We start from the raw sequence: 24,256 nt of genomic DNA on the forward strand, positions 1-24,256 counted from the left end.
GCGGCGCCCCGGGGCCCGGGGCCCCCCGCACCCCCCCCCCGGGCCGGGGGGGTAGACGCCCCTACGCCCCCCCCCCGCCGCGGCCCCGCCCCCGGGGGCCGCCCCGCGGGCCCCCGCGCCCCCGCGCGCCCGCCGCGGGGCCCGGGGGGTGCAGCCCCTTACCCCCCGCCTCCGGCCCCGCCGGCGCCCCGGGGGTACGGCCGGGGGGGCCGCGTCGTCAGGTGCCCTCAGGCGCGGGTGCGCGCCGCCGTCATCCGCAGGAGCGTGCGGAATAGCCCGCGGTGACGATTCCCGTCACGCCGCCCTGGGTGACCTGGGCAGTCACCTCTCCGGCCGGCATGGACGTGAGGCGGGTCGAGAACGCGGAGGCGGTGGACTTCCCCGCATCGACCGAGACGGTCTTCGACCCGTACGGGGTCGTCAGGGCGATGGCCGCGGCATCCGTCCCCGTGTTGGCCGCCGTCACGGTCATCACGACCTTTCCGGCCACGCAGCGCGAGACGGCCGTCACCTCGACATGGATGACGTTCGCGACCGTCACCGTCGCCTCGACGGGCTGCCGCGACGCGTCCTGCGCCGTGCCCGACACGGTGAACGTGCCCGGTGACGCGTACGCGGCCGGGGAGACGGCATCCCACTCCACCGTCGCCGACTCGCTCGAGCCGTCCGCCTTCGTCAGCTGCGCCTGGGCCGGCAGCACGGGGGCGACCCCGGGCTGCGCCGTCACGTCCATCGCGCCGACCGACGCGACCGCGAGCGAGGGCGCGTAGGCCTCGAGCACCTTCTGGTACTCAGCACGCGTGACCGGGATCACGGTGCCGTGGCGCGGCTTGCCGCCGTCGGAGTTCTGCGGCAGGTTCGACCGCAGCTTGGTGCCGAAGGACTGCCACGAGTCGCCGTCCGTGATGTCGTTCGAGCCGAACGGGATGTAGTGGTTCGGGCCGCCGTGATAGTTGGGCTGGTCGATGAAGAGGAACCAGTCGAGGTTGTTCACGTCGCCTTCGTTGGCGGGGAAGATGCTGGGTCCCTCGCCGCTGGAGTACGTGCCGCCCGGCTCGCCGTTGGGCAGGCCCGTCGCGACCCGCTCCTTGACGAGCGTCCACTGGTCCGCCGGGCCTGACGTGCCCGGCAGCGTCCCCGAGATCGGTGCGAGCAGGTCGGTCGACTTCTCCTGCCGGATCGTCATGGAAGCCTCGTCCTTGGTGAAGCGGTAGTAGGTGTCGCCGACCTTCGCCACGGTCGAATCGATCAGGCCGAGGCCGGCCCCGCGGCGCACGTCGCTCCAGACCTGAGGCTCCGAGAACGTGATGAAGTCGTCCGTCGTCGCGTACATCATCCGGTTGTAGGTGACGGCGGTGCGGTCGGCGTCGTTCGGCGTCGGGTAGAGGTTCGAGGCCCAGAAGACGACGAACGTGTCGAGCTCTTCGTCCCAGTACGCCTCCGGCGCCCACGTGTTGCCGGCGAAGTCCGACGACACCTTGACGTGCCGCTGGTCGGTCCAGTGCACGAGGTCGTTCGACTCCCACACCTCGATGTAGCGCGACCCCGAGATCTGCGCGGTGGTGAAGCCGCCGGCGAGGCCGTCGACCTTGAGGTCCGTGGCCAGCATGTAGAAGCGATCGCCCTCAGGGGAGCGGATGATGAACGGGTCCCGGAGCCCCGAGGTGCCCTGCGTCGAGGTGAACAGCGGCTGCCCGCCGTTCAGCGTGTTCCACGCGAGCGCGTCGTTGCCGCGGGATGCCGCGAGGCTGACCTTCTCGGCGCCCGCGCCCTCTCCCGTGAAGAAGGCCCACACGTACGCCTCGGTCTTGTCGCCTGCGGCGGGCATCGGCTGCACGCGCACGCGGAACTCGCGCTCGCGTCGGGCCGAGCCGTTGGTCGCGGTCGCCGTCAGCACGACCTCGGAGGCAGCGCTTCCGGCGGCGGGACGCTGCACCTCGACCGTCCGCGAGTCGTCGCGCACACCGTCGCGCAGCGACGCGACGGCGCCGCCCGACGTGACGGTCCACGAGAGCGTCGAGCCCTGCGGGCCGGTGGTCGGCACGGAGAAGTTGGTGCGGATGTCGTCGGCGCCCTGGAGCTGGACGGCGTCGAGGTCGGCATCCGCCTTCGCGTCGTCGGCGAGATCCTCCGGAACGTGCACCGGATACGTCTTGATGCGGGTCTCGGCGCCGACGGTGAAGGTCGCGGTGAGCGTCACGGTCGCGTCGCCCGTCCCCGCCACCGGGCGGGTGACGGTCGCGGTTCCGCCCGAGACGGCGATGGCCGGCCCGTCCGAGGTCCAGGCCACCGTGGCGCCGTAGCCGGCGGTGGGGAGCGAGAAGTCCGCGGTGGCGGTCGCGGGGACGGTGACGGACGCCACCGCCCGGTCCAGCGCCTCGCCCGAGAACAGCGCCTGGACGTCGGCGTCGCTGAGGGCCTGGCCGTACACGGCGAAGTCGTCCACCTGTCCGTTCCAGTTGGCGTCGTTGTAGGTGGAGCGTCCGATGTACGACACGAGCGACGCACCGAAGGACGACACGTCGCGGGCGATCGCGGTCTGCGAGATGCGGGCGCCGTTGACGTACACGCGCAGCTGACCCGTGGCTCCGTCGATGACGGTGGTGTAAAGCGCCATGCCGCCGGGGGTGCGGGCGCCCGACGTTGCGGCGTTCGTCGCCCCGGGGCCGACCTCGGTGCCCCAGGGCGCACCGGCGTTGACGCTGTTGGTCACCACGGACTTCACATAGCCGCTCGGGTTCGTCGGGTTCAACAGCCAGTAGCCCGACGAGTACGACGCACCCGCCGCGACGGGCGCGCCGATGAACGCCGCTGCGACGTTGGCGGGCCCGGTGCGGTTCGAGAGCCATGTCGAGATCGTCAGGGACGTCTTGCCGATGAGGGCCGTCGTCGGCACCTCCACGTATGCGGACGTGGTGCGGGAGCCGCCCGGAAGGCTCAGGACGCCGTCGGCGACCGTGGCGCCCGCCTGTCGCAGCGTGGCGTCGTGCCCGTTGCCGGTCACGTCGGGGATCGTCGTGCCCGACACCGCATCGAAGGTGTAGTGGATGAGCGGCTGTGCGGCGATCGCCGCCTGTGCGGCCGTGGGGGCGATCGCGCCGGCGATGGCGACGGCGACGGCGGTGGCCACCGCAGCACCCCTGGACAGTGTTCGGGATCTCGTGCGCGGGCTCATGCGCGGACTCCTCGCTCTGGGTGACGGCGACGCGAGCGAGGTGTCCGGCCCGAGCCAGTCGTCGGGAGGACCGCTGTGCGTCGTCGCGCAACGTGCCGACGGCGGGGCCGTGGCGTCGGGAATGGACTGAATGTTACCGGAAACATTCCCGGCTCGCCCATGCTATTGACCGCCGCGCCGCGGTGTCAAGAATCCCGGGGCGCCGCGATCGCCCCCCCCGTGCGCGCAGACGCAGAGAGGGGTGGACGCCGCGGCTCGCGGCATCCACCCCTCTCCGGGATCTGCGTCAGCGGTAGTTGACGAATTGAATCAGGTCGATTGCGCGAGGTGGGGTGCGAAGGAGAGCGGCGGAATTCCGCGGATCTCCCGTGGTGTATCGATGCGGCTGTGAGTGCTGCAACGGGGATTCTGCGGACTTTCTGCGGACTGGATGCGGCCGTTGACGCAAGGCGCACGGCGCGGCCGCTCGCGTGGCAACTGCCCGTCTGATCGTTGCCGCCGGCTCTCCGCGGCGGCGGTCGGCTCAGCCGACCGCATAGATCACGGTGCCGACCCGATCGATGACGACGGCGCTCAGCGGGCCGGTCGCCGGGGACTCGAGTGGGAACGTCCGCCGCTTCCACCGCTGATCGGCGACGTGGACCTCGCCGATCCCGTTCGTGTCGGCGCTCCACGCTGTGGGCCAGCCGGAGCGGAGGTCGAACGTCGCGGCGAGAGGGCCGGATGCGGCGAGGCCGGTGGGTGAGGCATCCCATGCGATTCCCCGACGCCCGATCTCGACGACGGAGCCACCGAGCACCCCCACGGCTTCGGGGACGGCACCGCCGGCATCGACGGCCGACACCGGGCCATCGACCCGGATGCCGGTGTCTTCGATGCTCCAGCGCCCTCGCGACTCGGAGCGGAGCAGAGAGACGTAGCCGTCCTCTTCGAGCATCGCGCCGACACGGCCGTTCGAGAGGCGCACGGCGCTGACTGAGCCGGTGAAGTAGTGACCGGTCCAGCTCTTGGTCCAGCCGGACGCGTCACCCGACACGAGGTACAGCATCCCGTTCTCGACGGCGAAGAGGTCGGGATAGTCGGTGCCCGCGAAGACTCCCGAGAGACTCGTCGCATCCAGCGCCAGGCCGGTGTCCGTCTTCGTCCACGCCCCGTCTAGGACGGAGATGCGCAAGAGCCGTCCGCCCTCGCTCACGAACGTGTCGGCCGACCATCCGCCGATGAGCACCGACGTGAACACCGACGAGGCAACGGGGATGCCCGTCGCGATCGAGACGAGACCCCCGTCAGGGGTCGGCCGGATCTCGTGGAGCTGCGCGCCCGCCGCCGGTGAAGCGGCGACGACCGGAGCTTCCGCCACGACGGTCGCCCCGTTCGCGCCGGTTGCGGCAGGCGCGTCGGCACCGCCGAGGAACGAGAGCGGGTCGATGTTCCGGCCGTCCTTCGTGACCTCGAAGTGAAGATGGCGGGGCAGGGCGTGGAGGTTCCCGCGCTGACTGCCGCCCATGTAGCCGATCACCTGGCCGGCGCTGACGTGGTCACCGACCCGGACGAGCGGCGCATCGGCGAGGTGCGCGTAGCGGGTCGCGAAGCCGTCGCCGTGGGCGATCTGCACGTTGTTGCCGAAGCCGTTGCGGTCCCTGCTGGTGGTCCCCCAGGTGCCATCGATGACGATCCCGTCCGCGACCGCGAAGATCGGCTGTCGCACGCCGCCCTGCGCATCGATCCCCATGTGGAGCCGGGTGACGCCGGCCACGGTCTCACGGGAATCGAGGTAGCGCGTGCCTTCTGAGCCGTTGTAGATCCACGGGTTCGTCGGGTACACCACGGCGAACGACGCCGCGATCGGGACGCGGACCGGCACGGCGGCCTGGCCGGTCCCGGGTGCGCTGCCGTCCGCCGTCGCACCGCCGACTACCATCCACTCGTCCTGCGCCGGGGCGCCGTCGGACGGTCCCGGAGATGACGGCGCCGGTGTCGAGGTCTGCGGCGGCGGTGTGGGGTCCGAGGGCGATGGACCCGCCGGCGTCGGATCCGGCGCCGCGGGGTCGATGCCGACCGCCGGCGGCGATGGCGCGGGCGGGCTCGGGATCGCGGTGCCGGGCTCGGACGATGCGGGCGTGGGATCGTCCGCGACCGGCGTCGGTTCGGCCCCCGCGTCCGTCGACGCGAGCGCGGGCACTCCCGTGCCCAGCAGGCCGAAGGCGACGACCATCGAGGCCGCGACGGTGGCGGCGCGACGGAGCGCGCGCCTGTGCACGTGGGGCATGGCCCCGACTGTCGCGGACCCAGATGACGCCGAGGTGTCCCGTGGGCGAACGCGACCGCCCGTGTGTGCGTCGGCTGGTTCTCACGCGACCACCCCGGAAACCCGGTCATGCAACGCTCACCTCGCGGACACGCCGCGTCCACCGGGGCGCACTCCGGATGAAACCCGCATCCGGTCTGATCCGGTCGTGGACGGATCCGAAGAGCCCGCCCCGGAGGCTCCCCCGCCCTCACCACACCCGGCGACGGGATTCGCCGACGGACTCGTCGCGGACCGCTTCCGGCTCGACGGCCTGCTCGGCACCGGCGGTTCGGCATCCGTCTTCCGTGCCCTCGACACCGCCACGGGTGCGGCCGTGGCGGTCAAGATCCTGCACCCCCATCTCGCCGACAGCCCGGCGCTGCGTGATGCGTTCCTCGCCGAAGCGCGCCGGTCCGGGGCGGTGCGGCATCCTCACATCACCCCGGTCATCGCCGTCGGCGTCCACGATGACGGCACCACGCCCACGGTGTGGATCGCGCAGGGGCTCGCGCCCGGTGTCACGCTGTCGGAGCACATCCGCACGAACGGCCGGCTCGCAGCCCGTCAGGCGGCGCACGTCGGCATCGCGGTGCTCGACGCCCTCACCGCGGCGCACGCGGCCGGGATCGTTCACCGCGACATCTCGCCGGCGAACGTCATGGTCGCCCTCGACGGCGATCGCGTGGCGCACGTGCACCTGCTCGACTTCGGGCTGGCGGATGCCGCCGGGCAGACGGCGCGCGGCGGCGACGTCCTGCGCAGCACTGCGAGCTCTGGTCGTCAGGGCGTCGTGGGGAATGTGCGCTTCGCATCGCCGGAGCAACTGCGCGGCGAGCCCGTCGACGGCCGAGGCGACCTCTACCAGGTGGGCGGTCTGCTCTATTTCATGCTCACGGGCTCGGCACCGTACCCGCAGGAGTCGCGCGAAGAGATGGTGCGGGCGCACCTTTCCGCTCCTCCTCCCGTGCCGTCGGTGCGCACCCCGGGAATCTCTCCGGAACTCGACCGCGTGGTCGTGCGCGCCCTGTTGAAGCATCCCGGGGATCGGTTCCCGGATGCCGCGACGATGGCCTCCACCCTCGCAGCGGCCGTCGCGCCGGGCCCCGCGAGAGAGGGACCCGTCTCTGCCGGGGGCGCACCGGCACCCATCGCGGCCGTCGCCGGTGACGACGTCACGACGTTCGCGGCGGACGATCCGAACACCGCAGTCACACGCGTGCTCGCCCCGTTCGGCGCGGCGACACGATCGCTCTCCGCGACGACCGCGGCCGCGCTGGCAGCTGGCGGCGCCGTGCCTGCCGCGCAGCCGGCGCGCAAAGGGACCGGGGTCTGGCTGTTCGTGGTGCTCGTGCCGGCGGTCATCGCGATCGGGCTCGTCATCGGCCCGGCACTGGTCGCTGCACCTGAGTCGAGACCGTCTCCGTCATCGTCGCCCGACGTCTCGGCGTCTGCTCCTCAGGCCGCGCCCTCGCAAGAACTGGTGCCGTCGGAGGCGCCCGCGCTCGTCGCCGTCCCGCAGCTGGGGTCGCTGGCCGACGTGCGCTCCGCGATCGAGGCGGCCGGGCTGCGCGTGGGACGCGTGGCGACCGTCGATGCGCCACTCTCGGCCGACACCGTCCTCTCGTCCGACCCCGCGCCTGGAACACGGGTGCAACGGGGTGCGCAGGTGTCGCTCACGGTCGCCTCGGGATCCAACGCCGTGCCGGACATCGATGGGATGCCCGGGGCCGCAGCGCTCGCGGCGGTGCGTGCCGCCGGCTTCGAGCCGACCGAGGTCCGCCTGAGCGCGCCGGACGTGCCCGAAGGTGTCGCGTTCGCGACGCGGCCGTCGATGGGGAGATCGCTGCCGCTCGGCAGCGGTGTGAGCGTGCTGGTGGCAGTCGGGGCAGCACCGACCCCGGCGCCGACGACCGTCCCGACGCCGGTCCCGACCCCGTCGGCCACCACGACACCGCCCGGCGCACCGTGATCCGATCCCCCCGGGGCGGGGCCGCCATGCCCGTCAGCCGTCGTGCGACCGCTGTTCGCGGTGCGTTCACGGACATGGACGACCATGTGCGCAAGCCCCAGCCACGTCGGAGGTACCGTGCGCGTTCGTTCTCTCTTCACCCTGCCGGTGCTGGCGGCGGTGACCCTGGCCTTCGCCGGATGCACGGCGGCGCCTCAGCCCTCAGCTCGCGTCACGCCGCCGCCGACCGTCGACATGTGCGCGCTCGCCGCGCCCTCCGGCTCCGTCTCGGCCGGCGTGACGGTGACCGGTGAGCTCGGCGAACCCCGGGCGGCCGCGCTCCCCGCGCCGCTGACGATCACGGCGCCCGAACGCACCGTCGTGGTCGACGGCGGCGGCGAGAAGATCGACGGCTCGAGCCTGATCGACGTGGCTTCGACGACGTACGACGCGGCGACGGGTCAGGAGGTGGCGTCGACGGGTCAGGACGGGACGGTTCCGCTGCCCGTCCCCGCGGCCGGACTGGCGCAGTCGATCGGCTGCGCCACGGTCGGCTCGCGCATCGTCGTGGGCACGCCCTCGGCGGAAGGGAGCGCATCGACGATCGAGGTGATCGATGTTCTGGGCATCCGCCCGGACGTCGCCACCGGTACGGCGCAGCAACCGGTCGACGGGATGCCCGCCGTGACGCTCGAGGACGGCGTCCCGCAGATCGTCATCCCGAACGCGGACCCGCCCGAGAAGACCCGCGTCGCGGTGCTGAAGAAGGGCGACGGTGAGAAGGTCGCCCCGGGCGACAGGGTGATGGCGCAGTACACCAGTGTGCGGTGGTCCGACCACGAGATCATCGGCTCGAGCTGGATGACCGGTGCACCGACCGTGTTCGTGCCCGCGGACGTCGTCCCCGGGCTCCGCGAGGCGTTCGACGGGCAGACCGTGGGCTCGCAGGTTCTCGTCGTCATACCGCCCGCGGCCGCCTACGGCACGGGCGAGATCAATCCCGACGATCTCGTGGGCGAGACCGTCGTGTTCGTCCTCGATCTTCTCGCGACGGCCCCTGCCGCGTAGGCGCCGTCGTCCCGACGTGCTCGCGAGGGGTCTCGTTCACTAAGCCGCAAGCTCCTCGGTCATCTCCGGCGAGGGTCTCGTTCATATGCGACCCATAGCTTCATCCCGTCGATGACCCGGTCGACGGAGAGAGAGCGGTGCCGAGGATGGGCGCAGCCCGTTTGGTCATCATGGAACTCTCGTCATCCGACAGCGTGCGGAGATGGCGTGAGCATTCCGTGGTCGCATGGGAGCTCGCGGGCGTGCCGCCCGTGACCCCGGGTTCGACCGACACGATCGTGTGGCAGCTGGCGTCCGCCAACCATCGCGCACTGGCGCGCAGCGTGCGCGCGTACCCTACGGTCGAGAGCGCCGTCGCAGCGACGCTCGAGATCGCGGCGCGGGCGGACGAGCTGGCGGGAAAGGTGCTGCGCACCGCGTCACCGCCGTTGTATGCATGGGTCGCCACGCTCGACTCCACCGCGGTCGTCGCCTCCGCGCGGCGCTATTCGACGATCCGCGACGTGCACGATGCGACCTCGCTCGCGCTCACGACCTTGGCGTCGGTCTCGGCGTCGAGTGTCGTCGTCGCGCATCGGATGCCGGTCCGCACGGCGTCGACTCCGGCGCGCGTGGTGCTCCCATGAGCGCCGAGAGGGATTCCGAGAGCGGGGACGTGATCGGCACGCGCGTGAGCAGCACCGAGGTGTTGGTGGGCCCGGACGACGTGACGACGCTGCTGGCGCCTGCCGAGCGGGAGGATTCGTCGACGGCACCTCGGCCGCGGTCTCTGACCTCGCGCGCGGTGCGGAGCGACACCGTGTTCCGGCGGCTTTCGTTCGCGGCCGGCGGCATCACCGTCTCGATCATGCTCGCGGTCGGCGTGTTCCTGTCGCTGCGCGCCGGTCAGGCCCTCTCCGTCTCGGGCTGGGGCTTCCTCACCGAGCAGCAGTGGTCGCCCGAGACCGGCGAGTTCGGCATCGCGGCCGTGCTGTTCGGCACCGTCACGATCGGGCTCATCGCACTGACGATCGCGCTGCCTCTCGCAATCGGGACGGCCCTGCTGCTGTCCGAGGTCGTGAGGGGCCAGTTGCGCTCGATGCTCGTGTCCCTCGTGGACCTCATGGCCGCCGTCCCCTCCATCGTGTACGGCCTCTGGGGCGTGTTCTTCCTGCAGGCGACCGTTATCCCGGTGTCCCGATGGATCTCGACCTACTTCGGCTGGATCCCGATCTTCGCGGTGACCGACGGCAAGGGGCAGCCGCTGACCGCCGACAGCGCCTTCACGTCGTCGGCGTTCATCGCCGGCACCGTCGTCGCGCTCATGGTGGTCCCCACGATGACGGCGGTGATGCGTGAGGCGTTCTCGCAGGCGCCGGTGGGGGAGCGCGAGGGTGCACTCGCGCTCGGTGCGACCCGGTGGGGCATGATCCGCACCGTCGTGCTGCCCTTCGGTCGGGGCGGCATCATCGGCGGCACCATGCTCGGGCTCGGCCGGGCGCTCGGCGAGACGATCGCCGTCTACATGATCATCTCGCCCATCTTCACCATCAACTGGCAACTGCTGAGTTCGGGCACCAACTCGGTCTCGGCGCTCATCGCGCTCCGCTACGGCGAGGCGAGCGAGCTCGGTCTGTCGGCCCTCATGGCGGCGGGGCTCGTGCTGTTCCTGGTGACCCTCGTCGTCAACTTCACGGCGTCGTCGATCGTGGCGCGCTCGCGCTCGGGCGCCCAATCGGAGGCATGACATGACCGACACGATCGCGGTGTCCCGCTGGGGCTCGGAATCGGTCGCCGACACCCTCGAAGAGCCGGATGCCGGGCCCCCGGCATCCTCGCTCGCGACGAGTCGCCGCACCGTCACCCCGGTCGCGCACGGACAGGTCGGACAGAAGCGGCAGCTGCGCAAGGCCACGTTCGCGGAGCGCTTCGATCTGCTCGGCGCGGGAGCTGCGGGTCTCGCCTCGGCCACGCTCCTGTTCGGCTGGCTCGCTCCGCTGACCGGTGTCGTCGGGTGGCTCGTGGTGTCTTACGTCGGCTTCCTCGGGTTCTACGTGCTGCTGTCCTCGTTCGGGGCAGACCGCAAGACGGTCGCCGATCGCGTCGCGACGGTGCTGCTGGTGTCCGCGGGCGTCCTTCTGCTGTCGGCGCTCGGGTTCGTGGTGGTCTTCACCCTGCTGCGTGGTGTGGAAGCCCTGTCGAACCTCAACTTCTTCACGCAGGACATGGAGCTCGCGGGCCCCCTCGACCCGCTCACGCAGGGCGGCATCCTGCACGCCCTGGTCGGCACGCTCATCCAGATCACGATCGCGCTCGCCATCACCATCCCGCTCGGCATCGCGACCGCCGTGTTCCTCAACGAGGTCGGGGGCCCGTTCGCCCGCTTCGTCCGCACCATCGTCGACGCCATGACCGCGCTTCCGTCGATCGTCGCGGGCCTGTTCGTCTACGCGGCGGTCATCCAGTTCGTCACGCACCAGCGCTCGGGCATCGCCGCCTCGCTGGCGATCTCGGTCATGATGCTCCCCATCGTCATCCGCGCGTCGGATGTCGTGCTCCGCCTCGTCCCGGGAAACCTGCGCGAGGCCTCGTACGCGCTGGGCGCCGGTCGCTGGCGCACGGTCTGGCGCGTCGTGCTGCCGACAGCACGGTCGGGCCTGGTGACGGCGGTGATCCTCGGCACCGCGCGGGGGATCGGCGAAACCTCGCCGGTCCTGCTCACGGCGGGTGTGACCGCCGTCCTGACCTTCAACCCGTTCTCGGGGCCGATGATCTCGCTGCCGCTGCAGGTGTTCGACTTCGTCAAGTCGCCCGAGCCCACGATGGTCGCGCGCGGATTCGGCACGGCGGCGGTCCTGCTGCTGCTCGTGCTGGTGCTGTTCGCGATCGCCCGCGTGATCGGGGGCCGCCCGCCCGGGCAGCTCTCCCCGCGGCAGCAGGACCGGATGCGCGCCGAATCGCGTCGAGACCTCGAAAGGTTCGAGGCGCGGCGACCGGGCATCACCGCACCGACCGACCCCTCACCCCTGCCCGGTGCCGTCGGAGACGCGGCATCCGGCCCCGAACAGAAGGCCTCGTCCTCGTGAAACGCATCCTCCGTCTCGTCCTCGTCGTCGCGGTCATCGCGGGTCTCGTGCCCGTCGCTGCGGTATCGGCGTCGGCGGCCGACAGCTACGTGACGATCTCGGGCAGCGGCTCGACCTGGTCGCAGAACGCGATCGACCAGTGGCGAAAGAACGTCGCGGCGAACTACAAGATGACGATCAACTACCGCGGCGAGGGCTCGTCGGTCGGCCGCCGGGACTTTATCGCCGGCTCGGTTGACTTCGCGGTGAGCGAGATCCCGTTCCAGGCGCACCCCGAGGACGGGTCCGCCGCAGAGGTGCCGCCCGTCAAGTACGCCTACATGCCGATCGTCGCCGGCGGCACCGCCTTCATGTACAACCTCAAGATCAGCGGCAAGCAGGTCACGAATCTGCGGCTGTCGGGCGAGGTCGTCACGAAGATCTTCACCGGGGCGATCACCAAGTGGAACGATCCGGCCATCCAGGCCGACAACCCGGGCCTCGCGATGCCCGACAAGGCGATCACCCCGATCGTCCGATCGGACGGCTCGGGCACTTCCGCGCAGTTCTCGCTGTGGATGTCGCACCAGTTCCCGTCGCTGTGGCCCCATGGACTGCGGTCGCAGTTCCCGACACCGGCCAACGGCAAGGCCCAGAACGGCTCCCTCGGCGTGGCCGGCTACGTGAGCCAGGCCTACGGCGAGGGCGCGATCACGTACGTCGAGTACTCGTACGCGCTCAAGTCGGGCTTCCCGGTGGCGAAGCTGCTCAACAAGGCCGGCTATTACATCGAGCCCACGTCGAACTCAGTCGCGGTGGGACTGCTGAGCGCGCAGATCAACAACGACCCGAACTCCGCCGACTACCTCACCCAGAACCTCGACGGGGTGTACAACAGCGCCGACTCCCGGACCTATCCGCTCTCGAGCTACTCGTACCTCATCGTGCCGGTCGAGGTGAAGGCGCCGAGCATCTTCACCGAGCAGAAGGGCGCCACGCTCGGCCAGTTCGCGCGCTACCTGCTGTGCGAGGGGCAGCAGCAGGCGCCCGCCCTCGGGTACTCGCCCCTGCCGATGAACCTCGTGCAGGCCGGCTCCGATCAGATCAAGCGGATCCCCGGCGCCGGCAACACCGGCATCGACTTCAACTCGTGCAACAACCCGACCTTCAAGCCCGGCGACTCGCCCTCCAGCAACCGGCTGGCGGCGAGTGCTCCGCAGCCGGCCGCCTGCGACAAGCAGGGGCCGACGCAGTGCACGACGGGCACCGCGGGCGCGCTGCAGGAGACCCCGGTGACCGGGTCAGGCGGCGGCGGCGCGGCCGCGGGCGCGGGTGGCACGGCGAACGGGTCGGGCGGGGGAAGCGCGGGCGGGAGCGGCACGAGCGCGGGCGACGTCCCGGTGGCGGACGGCGGCGGCGCCGTCATCGACGACGGCACGGGCGCGGTCGTCGGGGGTGGCGCCATCGGAGCAGCGGCATCGCGTCCGTTCACGGTGAAAGACAGCGGATTCGGCGTGAACCAGTGGCTGATGGTGGCTGCGGCAGCACTGTTCTTCGCCCTCGTGCTCACCCCGCCGGTCCTCTCCCGGCGACTGCGCAGGGGCAGGAACGAGGGCCGTTGACAACCGGACCGGGCACCGTTCTTGCCCGTCCGTTCACGCCTCGGCCACCGACTCTCAGTTGGCTGATAGCAGTTCCTCACGACCTTCGGAGCCTCGCGACATGACCCCCCGTTCCCGCCACTCCTCCCGCCGCGCAGTCGTGCGCTCGGCGGTCACCGGAGTACTGGTGGCCGCGCTCACGTGGACGGTCCTGTGGGCGGCGCCGTGGGCGCCGGAGTCGGCCAGTGCGGCGTCGGAGCCCGAGTCGTCGGCTGTCACGGTCACGACGAAGGATCAGGACCCGCACGCCGATGACGCACCGATGCCCGACCTGGAGGTGACCGTGTCGCAGACGAAGCACCTCGTCGCGCAGGGCATCCGCATCACGTGGAAGGGCGGTGCGACGAAGTCGGTCGCACCGAGCGCGAACAACGGCGGCGAGAACTTCCTGCAGGTGTTCATGTGCTGGGGCGACGACCCGAAGGATGCGACCCGGCCCGACCGCACCACCTGTCAATACGGCGGGGCCAACACGCCGGGTGCGCAGCGCGACGGCACCTGGAACCGGCCGCTGTCCGGCATCCCCACCGAGGATCGGCCCTACACGGCCCCGAACGTCATCCCGTTCCTGCCGGCGTACACCGGCATCCCCTTCGTCGCGCGTGACGGCGACCGGGTCGACGGCGTCAAGACCGACCCGGCCACGGGAGCCACCTCTATCGACCCGACGGTCAATCTCAACGTCAACAAGTTCTTCACCGGCGACACCACCAACGAGATCCCCTGGGCCGGCTCGGGTGACGACGGCAAGGGATCGGTGGCGTTCGAGGTGCAGACGGCCGCGCAGTCGACCGCTCTCGGCTGCGGCACGGCCGTGACGACGGGGGCGACGACCACCGGAGCGAGCTGCTGGCTCGTCATCCTGCCCCGCGGCACGTCCGACAACGGCGCCACCAACATCACCCAGTCCGGGCTGTTCATCGAGTCGTGGCGGCATGCCCTGGCCGTGCGGCTCGAATTCGAGCCGATCACGAGCAGCTGCCCGGAAGGCGCGGCGGAGCGCCTTCTCGCGGGCAGCGAGCTCACCGCCCTCGCGGTCAACTCGTGGCAGCCGGTCGTCTGCAACCAGGAGGGCGGGTCGGTGTACTCGCTGCTCACGATCCCAGAGACCGATGCCGTCTCGGCGGCCGCGACCGTCGACGGCGCCCCCCTCGCCCTGACGAGCTATCCGTGGGGCGCCGCGGGTGAGGACCCCCTCAAGTACGCCCCCGTCGCCCTCACCGGGATCTCGGTCACCCTCGCGATCGATCGCCGGCCCGACCCGTTCAAACAGATGCCGGACGAGTATCGGGATGCCGCCCACACGGCTTTCACGAAGGTCAATCTCACGCCCCGCCTGCTGGCGAAGCTCCTGACCTACTCGTACCTGTCTTCGCTGCCGACCGGGGCCGACACCGGCTACATCACGGGGACGAACCCCTACAACATCACGAAGGATCCCGACTTCCTGGCGGTCAACGACGACGAGTGGGCCGCGCAGGACCTCCAGGGACCCGCCATCGCGGACGTGATCGTCCCTCAGGGGCGCTCGGATGCCGCACGCGCGGTGTGGGCCTATCTCGCTGCCGACCCCGAGGCGAACGACTTCCTCGCGGGCAAGCCGGACCCCTGGGGCATGGTCGTCAACCCGTGGTACTCCACCGATGCCGACACGAACCTCTCCGGGGTGGCCTTCACCCTCGATCGGGACGACTTCCCCAAGGCCGATCCCATCGAATACACCCCGCCGGGCACGGGCCCGATCAATCTCGTCACATGGCGGCCCTTCGCCGCCGACCTCGCCAGCGTCGCCTATCTGACGCTGCGCGGAGACTCCCAAGGTCCCGGGCAGTGGGACCCGAACTCCAATCCGCCGAAGTTCGGCAAGCGCCCGCGCATGTCGCCGGGCGACCGCGCGATGCTGGGCATCACGAGCGCGCCGGCTGCCGGTCGTTACCAGGTGATCACGGCCTCGCTCGAGAACCCGGCCGGAAAGTTCGTCGCGCCGACGACGGGAGGGATGCTGGCGGCCGCGTCCGCCATGGGCGCCACCGACTCGACGCAGCGCACGCTCGGCTTCGACGCCGGCAGCGAGGCGGCCAAGGGCGCGGACTCGGCCTATCCCCTGACGCTTCCGGTGTACGCGGCGGCGAGCCCGCTCATGACGGACGCGACGCTGCGCAAGGCGTACGCCGACTTCATCCGCTTCGCCAGCGGAACGGGGCAGACCCCGGGGAGCGATGTCGGCCGGCTTCCGGACGGTTACGCACCGATCCCCGCGGAGTGGGCGGCGACGGCGGCCACCGTGGCGGCGGCGATCGAGGCGGGCCCGGTGTCGGCGACGACACCGCCGCCGACGGACGGCTACGTGCCCGTGACGACCGACACGCCGCCGAACAACGCCGCCCCGCCCACGGCCGGCGGCATCGTCCCGGCGGGCGACGTGCCGGCGACGGATCCCGCCGCGACAGGAGCACCGGCATCCGCCCTCAGCGCGGGCACGACGCCCGACGACCCGGAGGTGCGCGTCGGCGGCGTCCTCCCCATCAGCATCCTCGTCGGCGCAGCGAGCGCGATCGTCTCGCTGATCGTGTCGCGGCGACGGGCGATCAGAACGTGGGCCCGCCGGTAGGCGTGACCTCGATCCGGGTGCGGCCTCGCGCCCGGGAACTCCCGAGAAAAAGGACAGCAGTGAAGATCAAGAAGATGGTTGCCGTCGGGGCGACCGCTCTGGTCGTCGCCACCGGGATCGCCTTCGCGGCGGCGCCGGCCAACGCCGACCCCATCAGCGACGGGTACTCGATCGTCGGCTCCGACACTCTCCAGGACGCCGTCGCCGCGCTCGCCAACGGCACCGGCATCTCCGGCTCACAGGTCAAGCTCAAGGGCAGCGGCAAGTCGCTCGCCTCATGGGACGCCTTCACCCTCGGCGTCTCGGGCGGCGCCGGAAAGATCCAGACCAAGGAATTCGGCCCCGTCTTCGACCGGCCCACGGGCTCGGGAGCGGGCCGCAACGCGCTCCTGGCCTCGGTCGGCGGCGTGAGCGGTTCCGCGTTCACCTTCAACGGCGTGAACGTGCAGGGTCAGGTCGACCTCGCGCGAAGCTCGTCGAAGGGCACCAACGTCTCGGGCGGCGTGCTCACGTACCTGCCGTTCGGCCAGGACGCCATCGGCTTCATCTACAAGATCGGCACCGACGCCAACAACAACGGCGACGCCGCCACGGCGAAGACCTGGATCGACGGCCTCACGACCGCCGAGCTCACGTCGTTCTACTCGGCCAGCTCGCCGGTGGCCATCCCCGGTACCGACTACACGGTCAAGCCGCTCGCCATCCAGAGCAGCTCCGGCACGTGGACGACGTTCCTCAGCAAGATCGGCGTGAGCACGATCGGGGCCGCTGTCGACACGCGCGGGAACACCATTCCCGAGAACGACGGCACCGTGCTGACTCCTGCCGCCGACCAGGTGCAGATCATCCCGCTCTCGGTCGCGAACTACATCGGCCAGGTCAACGGCGCCGCGCGCATCAACACGATGGCCGGTGCCACGGTCGGCACGATCGGCGGAGTCGCCGCGACCACGGGCACGGCGCCCAACGTCGCGCCCAACGCCATTTACTTCAACAGCGCGACGTGGGGCCGCACGGTCTTCATCGTCGTCCCGACCGCCCGGATCACGCCCGGCAGCGCTGTCTACGACGCGGGCCTGGCCGCACTGACCGATCCTTCCGCGTCCTCGAGCCTCACCTACTGGGGCGGGTCCCTGTCGCCCGCGACCAGCAAGGCGGTCAAGGCGAAGTTCGGGTTCTCGGCACCGCAGGATGCCGCCTTCACCGCCAACAACTGAGCACACACAGAATCCAAGGAGAACAACAGCAATGAACACCCGTTCAGGACGGGGCCGAAAGGTCCTCGTCGCGGCTGCGATCACCGCAGCCATGATCGCGGTCCCGGCGATGTCGGCCAGTGCCGCCATCGTCCCGACCGTCGGCTCCGACAAGCCCCTGTACATCGAAGACACCGACACCGGCGAGCTCATTCCGTCGGGCACGTCGCTCAACTGGAACGCCAACGTCGTCTCGTCGCCCGAGCCGGGTGACACGGACTTCAACGCGGCGTTCCCGACCCCGGCGGGGACCACGATCGTCCGGACGTTCATCGCTCCTCGTGGACAGGAGCGCAACTTCAACGCCTGGAACGCGTACACCGGCCTCGGCAACCCGACCCAGATCCTGATGGCGTCCCTGACGCCCTCGGGCAACACCACCCCGGGCCTCGGATCGCCGTCCGGTGGTGGCGCGGTCGGCATGGCCGGTGGCGACTACTCGCTCGGAATCGCCTTCATGGTCGACTCCACGAAGCAGGTCCTCGAGGCGGACTTCACGTACATCACCGTGGCGGGCAACCCCAACCCCGCCCAGGCGACGTGGACGTTCGACACGCCCGTGCAGACGACCGCGCCGGCGATCACGACGCAGCCGGCGAGCGCAACGGTGAACCCCGGTGCGACGGCGACCTTCACCGCAGCGGCATCGGGTTCGCCCGCGCCGACGGTGCAGTGGCAGTCGGCGGCCGCGGGCAGCAGCTCCTTCGCCAACATCGCGGGTGCCACCAGCGCCTCGTACACCACCCCGGCCACCACGCTGGCGAACAGCGGCACGCAGTATCGCGCCGTGTTCACCAACTCGGCGGGCGCGGCCACGACCGACGCCGCAACGCTGACGGTCGCGCTGGTGGCGCCGGTCGAGCCGGTCTCCGGTGACCCCAAGCAGGTCACCATCGCCAACCCCGCTGCGGGCGCCACCGTCGTGACGTTCAACGCGGGTGCCGGGAACGAGAGCAAGACGCTCAACGCGTGGGCGTTCTCGACCCCGACCAACCTGGGTCCGGTCACGACCGACGCCTCGGGCAACGTGACGGTTGACCTGGGTGCGAACCTTCCCAAGGGCGACCACACGATCGTCCTCACGCAGCCCGGTGACGCCGCGTTCACGCCGGTGGCGTGGGGCACCGTGTCGATCACGGCCGCGGACTGGAGCACGGGCGACCCCGCCACCAACGGTGCGGCCGACTTCCCGGTCGCGGCGACGGTCACGACGAGCAACCGCTTCGAGCTCAAGAGCAAGGACAACTCGATCGACCTCGGCTCGGCGCGCCGCGGCCAGTCGACGTCGGCGAACGACGTGTTCGACGGGCTCACGGTGATCGACGACCGCGACAACCGCAAGGGCTGGACGCTGGACGCATCGCTCGCCGACGTCTTCACCAACGCGGAGCGCGGCGACACCGCGCCGAAGAGCGCGCTGACGATCACGCCGAAGGCCGTCACGTCCGCGCTGCCCACGGGCGTCGCGGCGGGCGTCGCCGGCGACGGTGCGGCCGTCCGGCTCGCCGAAGGTCAGGCCGACTCGTTCACGGACGAGACCGGTGTCGACTTCGACGCGAACATGTCGTTCGCGGCCCCGGCGAACGCGAAGGCCGGCACGTACACCGCGACGCTGAACGTCACGCTCGTCTCGAAGTAGCCTTCCGGGCCGACGTCACGTCGCACCCATAACTGAACATCCCGTGCGGGAGGTCGCGTCGCGGCCTCCCGCACGGTCGTGTGTCCGCCCGTCGCCGGCAACGCCTCGTGTCCTTCGTGTTCACATCGCGTTCAGCGCCGGATCTCCGGCGTGTCGCCGCAGGGTGCGGAAATGAGTCGTGCGCACATACCCGAGCGTTTCGCGTGCCCGCGCGTCGGTCCGCGGGCTCGTTCTCGTCCTCGCCGGCCTCTTGGCCGCATCCCCGGTTCTGCTGTCCGCGTCCGCGAATGCGGCCGAGGACGACCCCACCGTCGGCATCTCCGTCCGCACGGCCGGACCCGACGGTGCGGTCGACACGCGCACACGGTTCTCGTACCAGCTCGAGCCGGGGCAGAGCGTGGCCGACCAGGTGGTGGTCTCGAACACCGGGACGAGTCCGCAGACGTTCCGGATCGTGGGGACGGACGCGCTCAACGACGACAAGGGCGACTACGCGCTGCTCCCCACCGACGAGGCTCCGACCGGCATCGGCCAGTGGGTCCACTTCGAGAACGACACCAATCGGCTGGAGATCCCGCTGGATCCGGGGCAGAGCCGCGTGGTTCCGTTCACGCTCGCCCTTCCAGCAGATGCAGGTCCCGGCGACCACGCCGGCGGCATCCTCGCGTCGGTGGTCAGCGGCACCGGCCAGGTGGCGGTGGACCGGCGTGTCGGCATCCGGATGTATGCACGCGTCGCGGGAGAGCTGCAGCCGCAACTCTCCATCAGCGGGCTCGACGCCTCGTTCCAGGGGGACTGGTGGAACCCGTTCGCCGGCTCGGTCGTCATGCGGTACACCGTGGAGAACTCCGGGAACGTGGCGCTCGCGGCCAACCTCACCGCCGGGGTGGGCACGTGGTTCGGCATCCCCGCCGCGCCTGAGCACGGCGGCTCGATCAAGGAGCTGCTGCCGAACAACTCCGTCGCGTACGAGTTCACCGCGGAGGGGGCAGGACAGTGGCTGTACCTGCTGGCGCATCTCACGCTGCAGCCCTACGTGGACTCCAGCGAGGCCGACGCGCAGCTGTTCGTCACGCCCGTCTCGCGCGACGCCGTGGTGTGGGGCGTTCCATGGGTCCTCGTCCTCATCCTCGTCGTCGCCGCGCTCGTCCTGCTCGGCATCCGCTGGCGCAACAGGCGAGAGGCCGACCGCGCGCAGGAGTGGATGGACTACACGCGCGCACAGGCGCGCGAAGAGGCGCAGCGCGAATCCGCTCTCGTCGGGGCGGGGAGAGAAGACGCGGACGATGCGTGAGGGCGGCCCCGTCCGGCCGCCGCGCGGTCGCCTCCTCGTCGCGGTGATCGCGAGCGCTGCGCTCCTCGCCGTGGCGGTGCCCGACAGTGCGCTCGCCTCCGATGAGACGATCACCGTCGAGGTGTCCGACGACGAGACGGCCACGCCTGCCCCGACCGACCTCGTCATCGACGTGCCGGATGCGGGCGGCCAGTCCGGCAGCGGAGGGAGCCGCGGGAGCGGGAACGGCCAGGGCGACCAGAACGGTCAAGGCGCCCCGAACGCGGACGCGCCGGCCGACAGCCTTCCGGGGCAGAAGCTCCCGGTCGTCGTGAGCGGGCTCGCTGTCGACAACCGTTCGACGCTCAACCCGGCCGACGGCGCGATCGCCGCATCCGTCACGGTCAAGAACCTCTCGACCGAGACGATCGAGGGAACGAGCGAGTTCTGGGTGTCCAACGTCTTCGGCATGCGCCTGGCGACCGTCAAGAAGCCCTTCACGGTCGCCCCTGACGAGACGCAGGACGTCACCGCCGTGCTCGACGGCTTCCCTCAGAGCGGCCTCCTGCACGTCGCCGCCACCGTGACACCCCCATCCGTCGTGAGCGGCATGGAGCAGCCGCCCATCACGAGGGATGCCTGGACCCTCGTCATCCCGTGGATCGTGGTCGCCGGGATCACCGCTCTCACAGCGATCGCCTCTTTCGTGCTGCGCCGCCGGAGAGTCGGGTGAGCGGGTCCGTGACCGAAGAGCAGACTGCGGCGGCAGGTGAGCGCACCCGGACGACCGGGGCTCCGCGCATGCGTCGGCCCAAGACCACGCGGGTGCCCCGGCCGCCGCGCGGCGCGCTGCCGCCCCGGCCGCCGCGTCGCATCCCCACGCCGAAACCGCCGCTGGAGCCGCTGTCACCCGTCCGCATGCTGGTGCGCGGCGCGCTGCTCATGGTCGCGCTCGTCGCCCTCGTGTTCGTGCTCGACGTGGCCATCCTGAGCCAGGTGCAGCACGCCGCCGCACAGACGCAGCTCTCGGCGACGCTGCGCGCACAGCTCGCCGAGGGCACGCTGCCCGTGAGCGAAGGCGACACCGACGGAGTGCTGCTGCCGTCGGGAGCGCCCGTCGCGCTCCTGCAGATCCCCGACATCGGCCTGCGCGAGGTGATCGTCGAAGGCACGGACGCGTCTTCTCTCACGCAGGGACCCGGTCACCGCCGCGACACCGTGCTTCCCGGGCAGGCCGGGGTGAGCGTCGTGATGGGACGCGCCGCTGCGTTCGGCGGCCCGTTCTCGCGACTGGAGCAGATCCCTCCCGGAGCGAAGTTCACCGTGACGACCGGCCAGGGCGAGCAGACCTTCCGGGTCCTCGGCATCCGGTACGCCGGCGACCCGCTGCCTCCTGCGCTCACCTCGGGCAGCAGCAGGCTCGTCCTCATCGGCGCGCGCGGGCCGGCGTTCGTGCCCGCGGGCGTCGTCTACCTCGATGCCGACCTCGTCGGCGACGCGCAGGAGCGCGGCACCCGCCAGACGACGTGGTCGAGCCTGTCGCCGGCCGACCTGCCCCTGGCAACCGACACCTCCACCCTGTGGGCGCTCGTGTTCTCGCTCCAGTTCCTTATCGTGATCGCGGCCGCCGGGGTCTGGACGCTCCGCCGCATCGGCGGAGCGAAGGTGTGGATCGTCTTCGTGCCGCTCGCCGTGCTGGGCGGACTGTGGACCGCGGGCCAGCTCGTGCTTCTGCTCCCCAACCTGCTGTGAACGGACTTCTCATGACCGACCCCGTACGACCCGACGCGACAGAGACGCTGACCGACGACCTCACGACGGTCACACCCCTCGATTCGCCCCCACCGGTCGCGACATCCGACGAGGTCCCCGAGGGAGTCGACGGCGCGCCCGCCGCGCCGAGCATCGTCGCGGCCGTCGGTTCCGGCGTCACCCGGCGCGCCGCGTCCGTGCGTGCCTCGCTCTCGTCCTTCCTCGGTGGGCGCGGCGCCTCACGGGACGACCTGGCCGCTGCGGCCGGGCGAACGCCCGCCGAGGTCCGGTCCGCCGCCGCACCGCGACCGCTGGCGACCCTCGACGCGCGCGGCATCACCGCCTGGTTCGGCGATCACCAGGTGCTCGACCGGGTGTCGCTCACGATGCCAGCGGGCGCGGTGACGGCGCTGATCGGCCCATCCGGGTGCGGCAAGTCGACGTTCCTCCGCATCCTGAACCGCATGCACGAGCTCGTGCCGTCGGCCTCGCTCGCCGGCGAGGTGATGCTCGACGGCGAAGACATCTACCGTGCCGATCGGCCGCTCACCGAGGCGCGCAAGCACATCGGCATGGTGTTCCAGAAGCCGAACCCGTTCCCCGCGATGTCGATCTACGACAACGTCATCGCCGGGCTGAAGCTGACCGGCATGTCGGTCAGCCGCGACCGCAAGGACGAGCTGGTCGAGACCTCGCTCACGCGCGCCGGGCTCTGGAAAGAGGTCAAGGATCGCCTCCGCGCCCCCGGCGGCGGACTCTCCGGCGGACAGCAGCAGCGCCTGTGCATCGCACGCTCCCTCGCGGTCATGCCCCGCGTATTGCTCATGGACGAGCCGTGCTCGGCCCTCGACCCGACCTCCACCCGCGTCATCGAAGAGACGATGCTCGAACTTCAGAAAGAGGTGACGATCGTCATCGTCACCCACAACATGCAGCAGGCGCAGCGCGTCTCGACCAAGTGCGCCTTCTTCCTCGCCGCGCAGGGCACGCCCGGCGCGATCGTCGAGCACGGCGACACCGAGGCGATGTTCGAGTCGCCGATCGACCCGCGGACCTACGACTACGTCAATGGCCGCTTCGGGTGAGGCGACGCAGGCGAGCGCCGCGGACGGCTCGCCCGACCGCATCCTGAGGTGGGCGGAATGGGGGATGCTGGCGGTCGCGGTGGGTCTCGTGCTGGCCGCCGGGTCCCTGTTCCACGGTGGACCGTCGCCGGCCGGGTCAGCGGGTGCCGCCGCGCACGACGCGGCATCCGACGTCGTCGTCACGGTCGGAGGACGCGAGACGACTCCGCCCTCGGCCGGCGGAATGGATGCCGCCACCGCCCTCACCGGCACTCCCCGCTCGCTCGGCCCCGCACTGCGCATCGACCAGTCCTGGCTCGCCCGCACCTCCCAGGCGACCGGCATCCCGTCGCGCGCGCTCGCCGCGTACGCGAGCGCGCATCTCTTGCTCGCGGACGAGCAGCCGGCGTGCGGCCTCGGCTGGAACACGCTCGCGGCGATCGGCTCGGTGGAATCCGATCACGGAAGGCACGGGGGAGCGGTGCTCGGCGACGGCGGTTATCCCGATCCGGCGATCCGCGGCATCCCGCTCGACGGCACCGCCTCGGCGGCCATTCCTGACACCGACGGCGGGACGTGGGATGGCGACCCGGTGTGGGATCGCGCGGTGGGCCCGCTGCAGTTCATCCCCGCGACCTGGGAGCGGTGGGGTTCGGATGGAAGCGGGGACGGCACCGCCGATCCGAACCAGATCGACGACGCGGCATTCGCCGCCGCACGGTATTTGTGCGCATCCGGGCCGATGACGACGACGGATGGGTGGCGTGCCGCGGTCTTCAGATACAACCACCTCGACTCGTACGTCGATGCCGTGGCCTCGATCGCGAACTGGTACGCCCAAGCCGCCCCGAGATGACTTCGTGGATCGCGCCCTCAGATCCCGACCGCTGTTCACGGACGCCAAACCGTTGTTGGCGTCGCTGTGGGCAACAGCGAGGGCAAAGGGAGACGCGCTGCGAAGCCCGCGACGGCCGTTCACGGGAGCGCGGCGTTTGGGGCGTCCTGTGCCCTGAGAACTTGCGGCTCGGGGGTTCTCGGTCGACAAGCGCTCAACTACATCGGCGCCCTCCGACCAACGGTGACTACAGGAGTGGGCGTTCGAGTCGGGCGCGGGCTTCGCGTTCGACCAATACGGGGATGAAGTCGCGGACCTTGGCTCGCTCGAAATGGGAACGCGCATCTGCCACCGTCCTTGCGATATCAGAGCGCTGTATCCCGGGGAACCGCTCCTCGAGTCGGTCGACGACATCTGAGAGTGCTTGTTCCTCGTCCAGAATCTCGCGGGTCATGCGCCCAGAATCTCGGGAGTTTCAGCTGCCGTCAAGCGATGCAACCCCCGGAGCTCTCGCGACCCGATATCGCGCGTCAACCCGACAGCTCCGGACGCAACCAACATGATCGACAACACCGGACGCAACAGACCCGACGGACGAGATCGAGGGCAATGCACGCAGGCACCAACAGTGAATGCTAGT

The 24,256-nt window shown here is 70.9% G+C and carries 18 protein-coding genes; 15 read left to right on the forward strand and 3 right to left on the reverse strand.

Features of this window, described 5'->3' with window-relative positions; genetic code table 11:
• Nucleotides 1–250 precede the first annotated feature (250 nt).
• A complete protein-coding gene (locus ACTHNQ_RS07775; protein ID WP_440332551.1) occupies nucleotides 251–3,130 on the reverse strand; it encodes an immunoglobulin-like domain-containing protein in 2,880 nt (959 codons plus the stop codon).
• On the opposite strand from ACTHNQ_RS07775, the gene ACTHNQ_RS07780 reads away from it, so the two are divergent.
• On the forward strand, nucleotides 3,123–3,305 hold the full coding sequence (locus tag ACTHNQ_RS07780; protein WP_440332553.1) for a hypothetical protein: 183 nt from the start codon (nucleotides 3,123–3,125) through the stop codon (nucleotides 3,303–3,305). The genes ACTHNQ_RS07775 and ACTHNQ_RS07780 overlap by 8 nt on opposite strands.
• Before the next feature lie 393 nt (nucleotides 3,306–3,698).
• Here ACTHNQ_RS07780 and ACTHNQ_RS07785 read toward each other — a convergent pair whose 3' ends face one another.
• Nucleotides 3,699–5,444: a M23 family metallopeptidase gene (locus tag ACTHNQ_RS07785; protein ID WP_440332555.1), complete on the reverse strand. Its 1,746-nt coding sequence runs from the start codon at nucleotides 5,442–5,444 to the stop codon at nucleotides 3,699–3,701.
• 187 nt (nucleotides 5,445–5,631) lie between these two features.
• Between ACTHNQ_RS07785 and ACTHNQ_RS07790 the strand changes: the two genes are divergently transcribed.
• The 14 genes from ACTHNQ_RS07790 to ACTHNQ_RS07855 all read left to right on the forward strand — a co-directional run bounded on the left by ACTHNQ_RS07790 (nucleotide 5,632) and on the right by ACTHNQ_RS07855 (nucleotide 23,637).
• The gene (locus tag ACTHNQ_RS07790; RefSeq protein ID WP_440332557.1) at nucleotides 5,632–7,434 is read left to right on the forward strand and encodes a protein kinase domain-containing protein; all 1,803 of its coding nucleotides are present in this window, start codon (nucleotides 5,632–5,634) and stop codon (nucleotides 7,432–7,434) included.
• A 117-nt stretch (nucleotides 7,435–7,551) separates the two neighbouring features.
• Nucleotides 7,552–8,481 (forward strand): FKBP-type peptidyl-prolyl cis-trans isomerase, encoded by a 930-nt coding sequence (locus ACTHNQ_RS07795; protein ID WP_440332559.1) that lies wholly within the window; start codon nucleotides 7,552–7,554, stop codon nucleotides 8,479–8,481.
• Nucleotides 8,482–8,699: 218 nt separating this feature from the next.
• Nucleotides 8,700–9,107 (forward strand): hypothetical protein, encoded by a 408-nt coding sequence (locus ACTHNQ_RS07800; RefSeq protein ID WP_440332561.1) that lies wholly within the window; start codon nucleotides 8,700–8,702, stop codon nucleotides 9,105–9,107.
• Entirely contained in the window at nucleotides 9,104–10,207 is a 1,104-nt protein-coding gene (pstC, locus tag ACTHNQ_RS07805; RefSeq protein ID WP_440332563.1) for a phosphate ABC transporter permease subunit PstC, read from the forward strand. The genes ACTHNQ_RS07800 and pstC overlap by 4 nt, the downstream gene beginning before the upstream one ends.
• Before the next feature lies 1 nt (nucleotide 10,208).
• Complete coding sequence (gene pstA / locus ACTHNQ_RS07810) at nucleotides 10,209–11,546, forward strand: phosphate ABC transporter permease PstA (protein WP_440332564.1); 1,338 nt, start codon at nucleotides 10,209–10,211, stop codon at nucleotides 11,544–11,546.
• The gene (pstS, locus tag ACTHNQ_RS07815; protein ID WP_440332566.1) at nucleotides 11,543–13,147 is read left to right on the forward strand and encodes a phosphate ABC transporter substrate-binding protein PstS; all 1,605 of its coding nucleotides are present in this window, start codon (nucleotides 11,543–11,545) and stop codon (nucleotides 13,145–13,147) included. Before pstA ends, pstS begins: the two co-directional genes overlap by 4 nt.
• Before the next feature lie 100 nt (nucleotides 13,148–13,247).
• The gene (locus ACTHNQ_RS07820; RefSeq protein ID WP_440332568.1) at nucleotides 13,248–15,797 is read left to right on the forward strand and encodes a hypothetical protein; all 2,550 of its coding nucleotides are present in this window, start codon (nucleotides 13,248–13,250) and stop codon (nucleotides 15,795–15,797) included.
• A 59-nt stretch (nucleotides 15,798–15,856) separates the two neighbouring features.
• On the forward strand, nucleotides 15,857–17,014 hold the full coding sequence (locus tag ACTHNQ_RS07825; RefSeq protein WP_440332570.1) for a hypothetical protein: 1,158 nt from the start codon (nucleotides 15,857–15,859) through the stop codon (nucleotides 17,012–17,014).
• A gap of 31 nt (nucleotides 17,015–17,045) precedes the next feature.
• Nucleotides 17,046–18,692, forward strand: a complete 1,647-nt coding sequence (locus ACTHNQ_RS07830) for a hypothetical protein (protein ID WP_440332572.1) — start codon at nucleotides 17,046–17,048, stop codon at nucleotides 18,690–18,692.
• A 178-nt stretch (nucleotides 18,693–18,870) separates the two neighbouring features.
• Nucleotides 18,871–19,986 (forward strand): WxL protein peptidoglycan domain-containing protein, encoded by a 1,116-nt coding sequence (locus ACTHNQ_RS07835; protein ID WP_440332574.1) that lies wholly within the window; start codon nucleotides 18,871–18,873, stop codon nucleotides 19,984–19,986.
• On the forward strand, nucleotides 19,979–20,698 hold the full coding sequence (locus ACTHNQ_RS07840) for a hypothetical protein (RefSeq protein ID WP_440332575.1): 720 nt from the start codon (nucleotides 19,979–19,981) through the stop codon (nucleotides 20,696–20,698). The genes ACTHNQ_RS07835 and ACTHNQ_RS07840 overlap by 8 nt, the downstream gene beginning before the upstream one ends.
• Nucleotides 20,699–20,706: 8 nt before the next feature.
• The gene (locus ACTHNQ_RS07845) at nucleotides 20,707–21,717 is read left to right on the forward strand and encodes a sortase (protein WP_440332577.1); all 1,011 of its coding nucleotides are present in this window, start codon (nucleotides 20,707–20,709) and stop codon (nucleotides 21,715–21,717) included.
• Between the two features lie 311 nt (nucleotides 21,718–22,028).
• Nucleotides 22,029–22,802, forward strand: coding sequence for a phosphate ABC transporter ATP-binding protein (locus ACTHNQ_RS07850; RefSeq protein ID WP_440332586.1), 774 nt, complete (start codon nucleotides 22,029–22,031; stop codon nucleotides 22,800–22,802).
• Nucleotides 22,786–23,637, forward strand: a complete 852-nt coding sequence (locus ACTHNQ_RS07855; protein ID WP_440332579.1) for a lytic transglycosylase domain-containing protein — start codon at nucleotides 22,786–22,788, stop codon at nucleotides 23,635–23,637. The genes ACTHNQ_RS07850 and ACTHNQ_RS07855 overlap by 17 nt, the downstream gene beginning before the upstream one ends.
• 226 nt (nucleotides 23,638–23,863) lie before the next feature.
• On the opposite strand, the gene ACTHNQ_RS07860 is transcribed toward ACTHNQ_RS07855, so the two are convergent.
• On the reverse strand, nucleotides 23,864–24,070 hold the full coding sequence (locus ACTHNQ_RS07860; RefSeq protein WP_440332581.1) for a three-helix bundle dimerization domain-containing protein: 207 nt from the start codon (nucleotides 24,068–24,070) through the stop codon (nucleotides 23,864–23,866).
• Nucleotides 24,071–24,256 lie beyond the last annotated feature (186 nt).

This window comes from Microbacterium sp., from assembly GCF_051953575.1.
GTDB lineage: Bacteria > Actinomycetota > Actinomycetes > Actinomycetales > Microbacteriaceae > Microbacterium.